The sequence below is a fragment of the Prevotella disiens genome (assembly GCF_900454955.1).
GTDB lineage: Bacteria > Bacteroidota > Bacteroidia > Bacteroidales > Bacteroidaceae > Prevotella > Prevotella disiens.
Genome location: NZ_UGTL01000001.1, coordinates 567,494 through 579,077, shown reverse-complemented (window position 1 = coordinate 579,077; position 11,584 = coordinate 567,494). Strand labels below are relative to the sequence as shown.

At 40.2% G+C, this 11,584-nt stretch carries 9 protein-coding genes; 3 read left to right on the top strand and 6 right to left on the bottom strand.

Features of this window, described 5'->3' with window-relative positions; translation table 11 throughout:
* Positions 1-238 precede the first annotated feature (238 nt).
* The 3 genes from DYI03_RS02460 to DYI03_RS02450 all read left to right on the top strand — a co-directional run bounded on the left by DYI03_RS02460 (position 239) and on the right by DYI03_RS02450 (position 4,431).
* Entirely contained in the window at positions 239-787 is a 549-nt protein-coding gene (locus DYI03_RS02460) for an RNA polymerase sigma-70 factor (protein WP_021668899.1), read from the top strand.
* A complete protein-coding gene (locus tag DYI03_RS02455) occupies positions 784-1,722 on the top strand; it encodes a FecR family protein (RefSeq protein WP_021668900.1) in 939 nt (312 codons plus the stop codon). Before DYI03_RS02460 ends, DYI03_RS02455 begins: the two co-directional genes overlap by 4 nt.
* An 84-nt stretch (positions 1,723-1,806) precedes the next feature.
* Positions 1,807-4,431, top strand: a complete 2,625-nt coding sequence (locus tag DYI03_RS02450; RefSeq protein ID WP_242401825.1) for a TonB-dependent receptor — start codon at positions 1,807-1,809, stop codon at positions 4,429-4,431.
* Between the two features lie 382 nt (positions 4,432-4,813).
* On the opposite strand, the gene DYI03_RS02440 is transcribed toward DYI03_RS02450, so the two are convergent.
* From DYI03_RS02440 to DYI03_RS02415, 6 genes are all read right to left on the bottom strand, one after another.
* Positions 4,814-5,443, bottom strand: coding sequence for a porin family protein (locus tag DYI03_RS02440; RefSeq protein ID WP_021668903.1), 630 nt, complete (start codon positions 5,441-5,443; stop codon positions 4,814-4,816).
* 95 nt (positions 5,444-5,538) lie between these two features.
* Positions 5,539-6,585: a type IX secretion system ring subunit PorN/GldN gene (porN, locus tag DYI03_RS02435; protein ID WP_025064614.1), complete on the bottom strand. Its 1,047-nt coding sequence runs from the start codon at positions 6,583-6,585 to the stop codon at positions 5,539-5,541.
* A gap of 81 nt (positions 6,586-6,666) precedes the next feature.
* Positions 6,667-8,256 (bottom strand): type IX secretion system motor protein PorM/GldM, encoded by a 1,590-nt coding sequence (gene porM, locus DYI03_RS02430; RefSeq protein WP_021668905.1) that lies wholly within the window; start codon positions 8,254-8,256, stop codon positions 6,667-6,669.
* Between the two features lie 62 nt (positions 8,257-8,318).
* A complete protein-coding gene (gene porL, locus DYI03_RS02425; protein WP_004357893.1) occupies positions 8,319-9,116 on the bottom strand; it encodes a type IX secretion system motor protein PorL/GldL in 798 nt (265 codons plus the stop codon).
* On the bottom strand, positions 9,116-10,606 hold the full coding sequence (gene porK, locus DYI03_RS02420) for a T9SS ring complex lipoprotein PorK/GldK (RefSeq protein WP_021668906.1): 1,491 nt from the start codon (positions 10,604-10,606) through the stop codon (positions 9,116-9,118). The genes porL and porK overlap by 1 nt, the downstream gene beginning before the upstream one ends.
* A 9-nt stretch (positions 10,607-10,615) precedes the next feature.
* Positions 10,616-11,554 (bottom strand): PorP/SprF family type IX secretion system membrane protein, encoded by a 939-nt coding sequence (locus DYI03_RS02415; protein ID WP_025064613.1) that lies wholly within the window; start codon positions 11,552-11,554, stop codon positions 10,616-10,618.
* Between the last annotated feature and the right edge of the window lie 30 nt (positions 11,555-11,584).

Genomic DNA, 11,584 nt, shown 5'->3' with positions numbered 1-11,584 from the left:
CTTTTACAACCAATTTGGAAAAATTTTAATTATAGCAGAGAGAAAACAACAAAACCAATAGGGGTTTTTGCCAAATTATCGTTTTACTAATAAAATGCGAGAAAAGCCACAATGAGGTAAATAACATCATAACGGCGATTTTTACAAGAAGAATAAAAGAAATTAAAGTTTTTGCATTATCTTTGTATGGTCTTTAAAAAAGAAGGCACAAAATAGGTTTTACCCTAAAAAAGATACAATGAGCGAGAACAGGAAAGAACAATTTAAAGAACGATTCGAAAGATATTACCCCATGCTTTGCAAAATAGCACACGGTTATATTGCCGACATCGACGATTGCGAAGATATTGTTCAAGAACTCTTCGTAAGCGTTTGGGATAAACAAAAAGACAGTTTGCCCGAAGGAGAATTGTTGCCTTACATGAAAGTTGCTGTACGCAACAATTGTTTATCATTCCTGAATAATCAACGAACATACGAAAAAGTATCGACCGATGACCGCACATTAGAGCTTGCTGCCGATAATTCTGAAACCACAGCCTCCAAAGATTACACACAAATGTTAGACACCATACTGCAAGAAATGCCACCAAAATGTAGAGAAGTGTTCACAATGAGCAAATTGCAGAAACTTAAATACAAAGAAATTGCTTTACATTTAAATATTTCTGAGAAGACCGTAGAGAGCCACATGGGCAAAGCGATCAAGATTATCAGAACTTATATGGCACAACACCCTACCATTATGGCGGTGCTAACATTAATTTTAATTGCTGCTAATGTATGAGAAACTTAATTAACATAAACGAAATACTGGGTAAATACTTTGTTGGCGAAGAGCTAACAGAGGCTGAATTAATGGAATTAGAAAATTATAAAAGTGCAAATAACAATGAATTTATTGCACTTAAAAAGACTATGACTCAAACCAAAACAGCAACTGCCGATTTTAATATTGACATAGAAGCTGCATGGAAGAAAGTAGAAGGCAGACTGCAAGACCGCCAAGAAAGGGCAAAAGTTGTTCCACTACGGAAAATATTATCGGTTGCAGCATCGCTTTTGCTACTCGTTGGTATCGCAACCTTTGCGTATCAAAAATTTTTCACTGACAATTCTTTGCATTTTGCAAACAATACGCTGAAAGAAACACTCATTGCGTTACCTGATGGGTCGCATATTAAATTAGCACCCAATGCCTTGTTGGACTTTGAAGAGAAGGACGGACAACGCATAGCAGATTTGAAAGGTGAAGCTTTCTTTGATGTTAAGCACGACAACAAAACATTTATTGTCAATGCGGGCAATCTGAATATTAAGGTTTTAGGTACATCATTTACTGTCAATGCCTCAAAAGAAGATGCTGAAACAGTAAGAGTTGCAACAGGAAGAGTACTTGTAGCATCTGAAAAGCAATCAGTTACGCTCACAAAAGGAGAAGGAGTAACTTACAATAACGGAAAACTTATAGAGGAAAAACTAAATCATGCTATTGATGACAAAAAGGTTTTTGTCTTCGAAAACACACCACTGGAAACAGCTATAAAGGAAATAGAAAAGGAAATGGACGTGCGCATAGAGATAGGCGACGGACTAAAAGATAACTCCATCACAACAAAATTATACATCGACGACCCAAAAGAGGCGGTGGAAGAATTAGCATTACTCTGTAATTGTAAATACGATATGGTTTCACCAATTCATTTCCGCATGCATAAATAATAACGAAAATGAAATAGAATGCCGAAACTGGTATTATCTATACTGCTTCTGTTTGTCACAATGGTGGCAAATGGACAAAAAACAGTGGCAGAAGAAGTTGTCAAAATTGACGCTTCTTCTGCCACTGTGCATACATGGTTTGACAGAATTGAAAGGCAAACAAAGATTATATTAGCCTATAACCCGTCGCAAATAAACTTGCAACAAGTCATCAAATTACCTGTTTCAGGCAAAATGACGGTAGCACAATTGCTTGATATACTGCTACATGAATATAACTTCAAGCTTATTCCGCTATCCAATAGAAAGATTGTTATTCAGGTTACAGGCTACAAAGTTAGCCCAAAACCTGAAATAAAAGAGTCTATAACAGACTACATTTTAAATATTAGCAACCAACCTGCAACAATAGAACAATGGTTTCATCTTATAGAACGCCAAACAAAAGTGTTGTTCATCTATCCTGCGGAAGATATTAACCTCAAAAAGACGGTAAAATTCGAGCGGTATGGCAAAATAACAGTGAAGAATCTCATTGCTATTTTACTAAAAGATTACGAGTACAAACTCACCGAACCAGACGATAAACATTTAAAAATAGAAATAAAAAAGACACTCACTTTCTATTTAACAGGTATCGTACATGAACAAGAAACTGGCGAAAAATTGCTTGGAGCAACCATTTGTGTTACCAATAAAAATGGGAAAACAGATAGAATTGCCACTGATGCAAACGGAATTTTCAAGTTACCTGTAATGTTTGGAACCAACAAAGTAACCGTTTCGCACATGGGTTATTTACCTTATGAAGACACTTTAAATGTGCAAAAAGATAGCTTACTTTCCATTAACCTACAACCTACCCCCTACCAAATCAAGACTATCCAGATACAACGCCGTAGAAGTAAGGAAGAAATGAACGAAGTTGCACCTTCAAATATGATTTCATTCAGCAACTCCGACATATTCTCTCAGATTAGAGTCTTCCCAGGAGTATCGCTCTCTGCTGCTAATACAGGACTCAATGTGGCAGGTGGCGCACCCGATGAGAACCTCACTTTGTTGGAAGGATTTCCGCTCCAAAATCCCAACCATCTCAATACGTTGCTCCCAATCTTTAATGGTGATGCCGTAAAATCGGTTTCTTTTTATAACGGATTCATACCAACGCAATATGAAGGCCGCTTGTCTTCAGTAATGGACGTGAAACTTCGTGATGGAAATAAAAGTAAATATGAACACACAGCTTCGATAGATATTCCTTCAATATCATTGGTTTCAGAAGGTCCAATCGTTAAAAACAAACTTTCTTACCTTGCAGGAGGACGGTGCAGTTGGCTTGATATTTTCGACCATTGGGTAGATAAAGACAACCGCACAGTACATTCTTTTTATGACTTCAATGCCAAATTGGCATGGGATATTAATTCTGGTTCAACATTAAAGCTCTCTATCTTTGATACGAAAGATAATTACAACATGTATGGAAGAGACAAAAATGCTTCTCAACTAAAATGGAATAGCCAACTTTACACGCTCCATTACAACACGATTATCAATGCGAAAATGACAAATTCAACTTCATTGGCTTACATTTCTACTCATAGCCATGTTGAAGATGCGTCGTCTTTGTTTTCAAAACTAAAGGAAATACACCGAGGAACAAAGGGTCTATATGCCAATACCGAGTTCACCTATATTCCCAATCGCTACTTTAACATGCGTTGGGGAGCAAAAACAAATTATGAAATATATGACCTTGCTGCATTTGGAACTGAATTAAGCAACAGAAATGAAAAGGTAAAACAGTTTTCATTCTTCTATGACAATCGCATTTTCTTAACCAATTGGCTTTATGCACAATTGGGATTACACTATGTTCTTTACAAACCTATCCATTATAAGCATTACTCAAGTCTGCAACCGCGAATGAGTTTGAAAGCTGCCATTGGTAATTCCGACTTACTATCGCTTACATTTTTAAGCATGGAACAGTTTCACCACCATGTCATTATTGCAGATATTTCTGCACCATTCGACTTTATTATGCCAAGCATTGAAGGATTTGCACCGAGTAAAGCTACCCATTATGAAATTGGTTGGAAGCATTATTTGAAACAAGGAATCATTGAATTTTCGGCTTATTACAAACGCCGCAACCATCTTTTAGCCTTGCGCCCAGCCATCTATGTTGAGAATAGCAGTTGGGATAAATATATTATGACGGGCGAAGGCGAAAGCTATGGTGCGAGCATTTACTTTTATAACCATTGGCAAAAGTTCACTTTTCAAATGGCATACACGCTATCAAAGAGCAGAGAATGGTTTGACGATTTAAAAGAACGAGGCAAAATACCATCGCTTTACGACCTGCCACATGTGTTCAATGCAGCAGTTTCGTATGATATTAGCAAGCGTTCACAATTCACTATCGGTGGAAATATTCATTCGGGAAAGATTGCTTATGACTCCTTTTATGGCAACACCAATAACACAAAAGAAACGTTCCGAAAGGATAGAGAACCCACTCGCTACCGCTTAGACGTAAGCTATTCGTACAGAAAGGAGTTTAAAAAGTCGAAGATATTTGTCAAAATGGGCATTTATAACCTATTGGGCAACCCTTCAAAGCAAGACCTTTACTATAATTTCTCTTATAAATTAAGTCATGGTATTGTGCCTTTTGCTGCTATAACTTTCAAATTTTAATTCAGTAAGCAACACTATCAAATATCAAAAGTGCCTGTTTTGCCATTCAAAATAGGCACTTTTGTCGTTCAAAATAGGCACTTTTGTTTTCAAAACAATACTAACCACATAGCGAACCCTTTCCAACGAATTGCAATAGAGGGGCAACAACAACTCCCAAAGCACTGTCCCAACGTCAGTACTTATAGTAACGCCTTGCCAACAGAGGATTTTCTGCTTTATACACGCTTGTATAATCCATTGTACACCCTTGTACAATGCGAAAACATCAATATTGGAGGCATCAAAGAACAACCATAACAGAACATTTCCTAAACCTTAGAAAAGCAAACGAGCCACTTGCACGTGGCAAATGGCTCGTTGTAAGATAAAAACTAAAGGCTTAGAAGTAATAAGCTAAACCAATTTGCCATGAGTTATTGCGGCTCTTTTCCTTATCAATAATTTGTTGTCCTGTCGTTTCTACGGCTTTCCAAAAGTTCACATCGGCTGTTTTGCCCAACGCAACATTGTAGTTAGCATTGAGTTGCAAGTGCTTTAAGAGGGTTACACCCAAACCTACATTCATGCTAAAGTTGCTTTTTGCAAGCGAATAGCTACTGCCCTTTGTCCATTTAAAGTCTTTTTCTCCAATATTGATACCCCATTGTGGACCAGCAAAGAAGAAAACATTGGCAGAACTTCCTAACCCTATTGCATAACGGAGGTTTACAGGGATTGCTATCTGTTGTTGCTTAACGGTTTGCGCTTCGCCTGCAAATTCAACCTTTGCTTGGTGGAAGTCGTAAAGTGCCGAAGCATCAATGCCTAAACCTACAATAGGGAGGCTGAATTTAACAGTAGGACCAACGAAAGCACCAATTTGGTTTGACTTATCGAAGACCTTTGTATTAATTTTCATATCAGTAACGTTCAAACCACCCTTAACACCAAACTGAATACTCTGTGCATTGACAGGTGAAGAAACAAGCAAGCCTACAGAAAGGAGTGCCAAAGTAAAGTTTTTTTTCATACACTAATAATTAAAAAAGTGCCTCAACAACTCCTAAAAGAAGCTGAAAGGCACTGCATTATGATTGTTTTTAATTCGATTTATCGTTCATATTCTTAGTGTCGTTGGCGTCTTACTGACACACGAGCAGCACTCTTTGAGTCGCTACTTGTATTGCGTGAGCGGCGTGTCTTGGTAACCTTTGTTTCAGGACTGCGGTTGTTGCGGCGACCACGTTTCTTTACCACCTTAACATCTTTGTTTGCCACTGCTATACTATCTAAATTATCACGCTTAGCATTGTCGCCAAAGATATTCTTTTCAAACGTAATAAGTTCGTTTTCAATTCTTTTTTGCTCACGAGACATCGCCGAATCGGTTGGACAATATTGCGAAAGCGTGCGTCCAAGCATATTGGTAGTCTTGTAAATCTTACCATCATATCGATTCATCGTGAAGTAATCGTCAACGCTCATGGTAGCCGCATTGTTCAAATTGCTCGTCATGATAGTTTGTTTCGATAGGAAAGGCGCAATATCATCATATTTTACCCAAAACAAAGGATACTTCACTTCGCCCTCACCAAAGTCGTCTGCACGATACATAATAGGGCAAAGAGCGATGACTTTACGGTGGAAAGTAGATGTACCTTGGTCGTAATACGCACTTTCTTTAAGATAATAGCCCTTCACTTCGGCTGAAGGAATATCACTATTATCAAGACGAATGCCACGGTCGGTACGTTCGTAATAAACATGATAATTGTCTAAGAATTGTAAAGGCTTGATGCGAGCCGAATCATTGAATACTTCGTTGCCGTCCATACGATATTCGTAAGCTGCAATGCCACCATTTTTAGGTCCCATCATCATGAGTTTGAAAATGTAGCAGAACAAATTCATCTGCGACCCCACAGGTTCCGTAGGATAATACAAGCCTGCATTGGCATCTTCGACAAGGTTCAACTCACGATAGATGTCGCGACGCCACACCACATCTTCGTCCATCGGCGTAGAAGTCGGGAAAGAAATCTGCGCACGCGTGGTAATGGTGTTGGCATTCGACCGATTTGCTTGTTGTTGCTGTGTCCTTCTACGGGCAGGTTGTGCAAAGGAACTCATTGCAATTGCAGCAACACACACTATCAAGAATATTCTTTTCATTTTCTGTATCTTAAATATTTGTTCTCGCAGCGCCTTTTTCAACGCTGCCGAACGACAAATTAATCTTCTATCTTTTCTATCTTATCGCACAATTACTTCCATATTACGACCATTGAGCGTGCGAGTTGTACCGTCAGGACCATGCACAACGACATTCGTTATATAGAAACGCTTGTTGCGACTAAGTCTGCGGAATTGCTCTTTCTGCTGTGCTGAGAACTGCGCTCCATTACTTGCCAACGGAACGGCGTTACCCATATTATCGAAAAACACCGTACGGAAACTTGTAACAGTGAATGGAATATCAAGCAAACCATCATCAATAGCAGCGTGAATGCCACTTGCGCCCATCAAAGCAGACTTTGACAAAGCACCACTCTTGAATCTATCACTGCCCATTGCAATGTATGGTGCTGGGTCTGGCAACTTACGAACACGGAATTTGTATTCACCTATCTTTCTACCCTTAGCTGAAACCGAAATAGTAACAGGGTTTCCAACCGATGATGGACGTGCTACGAACTTACCACCACCACGAGAAACTAACGAACCACCCGACATTGACGCTTGAACATCACCTTGTGCAGTATTCGGAATACTAATGGTTATAGGGTTATCGAACCCTGCGTAAAGCACATTCATTAAGTCGGCTGCGATGGTTGCCATGCCTTCAAAAGGTGGGGTGCGTTGCATTCCGTCAGGAGAAATATAGCGTTGAGGTTGTGGACCACCCGTAACCCAATAATCTTGGGTAAAGTTTCGACGAAGCACATTGCCCGCAAGGTCTTTTATCAAGATATATCCGTTAATGGTATGCTTACCTGGAGTACCAGCTTTTACCGTGATTTTGTTGCCTTTAATGAGTTGTCCATTCACATAAACTTGTGGTTGTTGGGTAGAATCTACCGCTGCCATAAACATCTGTGCCGTAAGTGTTTCGCCAGGATAGAGGCGAGTTTGACTTGGAACGACAAATGCTTGCAACTTATTAACACGGATATCCTTCAATCCAACATTGGCTACGAGCGTGTGAAGCACTTCGCCTTCCGCATAACGAATATCGCTTTGGAGTTTTGAAAGCAACGTTACGGCAGCCGAAGTAGGCATATCTTCAAACATATACTCTTCCCAATTCTTGTTCAAAGTGTGGCTTGGAACTTCCGTAGAAAGGTTGCTTGCTATGATTTTCTTTTGCAATGGGTCGGTTACAAACTTGAGAATGCGCTCACGATAGCTGTTCACCGCATCGAAAAGCTCGTGTCCTCTACCTGTTCCAGGTGCTAACATCACCACACCCGATGCTTCCAAATTGTCTTTGTTCTTGATATTTAGTGGGTCGCCGTATTTTCCGTCAGCCTCTTTCACTATTTCCACCTTCAATTCTTGTGCAAAATTGTAAAGCGAATCACTCATATTGCGAACCGTAGTCGCCATTGCAAACCACTCTTTCACCTTTTGAGGATTCTTTTTCATCATCAATTCCAACTCATCGAAGATAGCTTTATTTTCCATAGAAGAGTTCCCCGTTGTACGATTCAGACTTTCCTCAACAATAGAAAAGCCATTTAACACCTCGGTAGAGACGTTCAAAGCGAGCATAGCCATGAGGACGACGTACATTAAGTTAATCATCTTTTGGCGAGGGGATACTTTTCTCTTTATGATTGCCATGTATTTTTGTCTTATTGTGTTGTCTTGCCGCTAATGAAACAAGCAAGAGAAATATTGCGTTTTTATTCTTCTACTGTTGGTTGTTGTGCTACGCTTGGCGATGCTACACGCATATTGACGGTCATTGCCTCTATCATGCGAGCATAAACCTTATTGAGTTGTTCAATTTGTTGTGCCATTTTGCGTGTCTGCTCATTGATTTGGTCAATTGTACCAATCTGTTGGCTTGCTCCTTTGAGTTGCATTTCGTAGACCTTGGTGATACCTGTGAGCGTGCGATTAAGGTTTTCCATCTCTTCACTATCACGAGTAAGCCTTTGACTTTGGTCGTTTACCTTGCCCAACATCTCTGTTAAATGTTTCAAAGCATCAACATAATTTGTTTGTGCTTCTACCATTTCAGGAGTTTGTTGTTCTGCATTAGCGATAACTTGGCTTTGCTGATTGACAACCGCAGCTGCTATTTGGTCGGCTGAAGGCATGGTTTGGCGTGCTATTTCATCAACAGAAGTAGCACCAGATACGGCTGCTTTACGCTGCATACCATTTACAACAACTGCACTTTGAGGCGCATATTCGTCCTCATCTTCCTCTTCCAAATGTGTAGGAATTTCTTTGCCATCGTCAGTTTTATCAAACGGACGGTCGAAAGCAGAAAGAAAGAACACGACAACCTCGGTTCCCATACCAATATACAACCAAATGTTGGCTCCAGGAAGGTGGGTTAATTTGAAAAGCGCACCTAAAATTACGACTGCTGCACCCCAACTGTAACCATAGTTAAGGAAAGTTTGTCCTGGAACAGTATCAATCCACTTTTGCAGACGATAAACGATGTTGAATTTGCTATACTGTGTCATTATCTTCTATTCTTTTTACTTTTTTTACTACTTTTCTTTGCTTGCTTAGCAGCCTCGCTTGACGAACTTGCTAACGACCTTACGCAACGAAAACCGATATAGCTTCGTGGTTGATTTTGATATTCCCATGTGCGCCATGCACTGCGTATGTAGCTTTCAGGGTCTTTCCAACTACCGCCACGCACACTCTTTTTCTTCAAACGATATGGGTCTTCTTTGGCAGCTTTGTATTCTAATTGTGGGTTAAGGTCGTTCATAGCCTGAACACCTGCTTCGGTATAAACCGTACTTGTCCATTCTGCCACATTTCCAGCCATATCGTAAAGCCCATTTGAGTTGGCTCCATATATAGCCGTTCGGCTGGTTATGAGGTTTCCGTCCTTGGTATAATTACCTTTGTCAGGCTTAAAGTTAGCATAGAAGCAACCATTTCCACTTTTCACATCATCATTATTCCATGGAAATTCGTCTTGATTTTTTCCACGAGCAGCATATTCCCACTCTGCTTCAGTCGGCAAACGATAGCGTTGAACAAAGCGTGCTTCCTTGCCTAATCCTTTCAAAAGGTAGTCGGTACGCCATGCGCAGAAAGCATTTGCTTGCTCCCATGTAACACCAACAACAGGGTAATCGTTGAAAGTATCGTTACTAAAATAATTACGCAAGTAGGTTTCGTTTTCCGAATTACGGAAATCGTTCACCCAACAAGTTGTGTCTGGATAAACATTAACGATGTAAGTATTCAAGAAATCCCATGGTCCTGAGAGTGGACGATTGATAGTTTCTTGATGAATATTTCCCTCGTCATCGATATAAGCCGTATCTTTTGAAATCATCACTACCTCGTTAGGGTCTACACTAATATCGGTATTCAAATTTCTTTCCTCTGGATTCAAGCGATTACGGCGCAAAGCAGCAGTAGTGTAATCGTAGATTTCGTAACGATAGTTCAATTGTTTTGCGTCAATACTCTTCTCACCTGTAACAGGATTTGTCTTGTATAAACTTTCAAAAGCGCGTTGTTCGTCTTCGTTAGGCTTGCGTGGTAAGCGTTTGTTCCAATCCAAATGCGGTGTAACAGGGTCGCCATTTTTATCTTCGGTTATCATATATGTTTCGTCGCCACCATACGATGGGTCAGCTAAACGAGTACGAATAATAGAGTCACGCACCCATTCTACAAATTGCTTATACTTTGAATTGGTTACTTCGGTTTCGTCCATCCAAAAGCCATCTACCGAAATATCTTTCACAGGAGTTGTCTTTCCCCACAGGCTATCTTGGTCTTCAAGACCCATTTTCAGCCAACCGCGTTTGACTAATGTCATGCCGTAAGGCGTTGGTTCTCTAAAAGATTTACCACCTCCGACGCCAGTTACTTCGCCACCTCTACCCGATGATGATGCCGACTTACCAGCAAAACACCCAGAAAGTGTGCCAATGAATAAAACACCAATGCAAAGAGTTAATATATTCTTCTTCATTTTCATATCTTCTTTCTATAGAAATCTTACGCTTTTATGTTTGTTTCTTCCTTTTTTCTGCAAGTTGATGTCTGTCTGATAACTCACTATCAACTCGTGGCTTCCGTTGCCTATGTCGGCAGTACCTGTGTACATCTCGTAGCTATAGCCCACATTGATTCCGTGAAAGCTACCACCAATGTATGCTGTTACCGAGTTGGTTGGGCTATACGACACCCCTCCGTACAATATTTTCTTTTCGTTCGTGTATTGTAAACGAGCAGTTATATCGGCACGATAGCCATTTCCGTCGTATCGTCCCATGACAGATGTCGGTATAGATAGAAACGGATTTCTTAATTTAATATTGTATCCGCCTGTCAAATAATAAGTCCGATCTATCTTTAATTCATTTTTTTCGCCTATTTCTACTTGTGGGGCATTTAAATGCTGTACTGATGCACCAACATACCAATTCTTCCGAATGTAATACACCCCTACTCCCATGTCAAGGCTTTGCCCATTCACTGCGGCACGAGCAAAAGCGGGGTCGCTACTATCCTCAAGGTCGAGTTTAGAACCATCAAACTTTTCTAAAATCAAGCCCAACTGAACGCCCGCAGCGAGCATTCCGCCAAAAAGGCTCTTACGAAAAGCATACTGACCGCCAATGCGTTGGTGAGTGAAAAGACCGATTTGGTCGTTCAAAACAGAGATGCCTACGCCGTGATATTGTTTCATAAAATATAACGGCATATTTGCCCCTACATACATAGCCTTCGGGTTGTTCTTGTAACCAGCAAAGTCCATGGCGTAAACTCCCACCACGTTGAGATGATTTTCCTTACCCACCGAAGCAGGATTGTAGTAAGGTTCAACCTCCCAATAATGGCTGAAGGCTACATCGTATTGGGCAAATGCACCAGCAAAGCCCAACACAGAAAAACTTATTATCGATATTAAGCGTTTAAACACGATAGTATAACGGCGTTTTAGAAATATTAT

What these genes read in the sequence shown, in the direction of transcription:
- DYI03_RS02460 (WP_021668899.1), top strand. Translation starts at nt 239, where the DNA reads ATGAGCGAGAACAGGAAAGAACAATTTAAAGAACGATTCGAAAGATAT.
- DYI03_RS02455 (WP_021668900.1), top strand. Translation starts at nt 784, where the DNA reads ATGAGAAACTTAATTAACATAAACGAAATACTGGGTAAATACTTTGTT.
- DYI03_RS02440 (WP_021668903.1), bottom strand. Translation starts at nt 5,443, where the DNA reads ATGAAAAAAAACTTTACTTTGGCACTCCTTTCTGTAGGCTTGCTTGTT.
- porN (WP_025064614.1), bottom strand. Translation starts at nt 6,585, where the DNA reads ATGAAAAGAATATTCTTGATAGTGTGTGTTGCTGCAATTGCAATGAGT.
- porM (WP_021668905.1), bottom strand. Translation starts at nt 8,256, where the DNA reads ATGGCAATCATAAAGAGAAAAGTATCCCCTCGCCAAAAGATGATTAAC.
- porL (WP_004357893.1), bottom strand. Translation starts at nt 9,116, where the DNA reads ATGACACAGTATAGCAAATTCAACATCGTTTATCGTCTGCAAAAGTGG.
- porK (WP_021668906.1), bottom strand. Translation starts at nt 10,606, where the DNA reads ATGAAAATGAAGAAGAATATATTAACTCTTTGCATTGGTGTTTTATTC.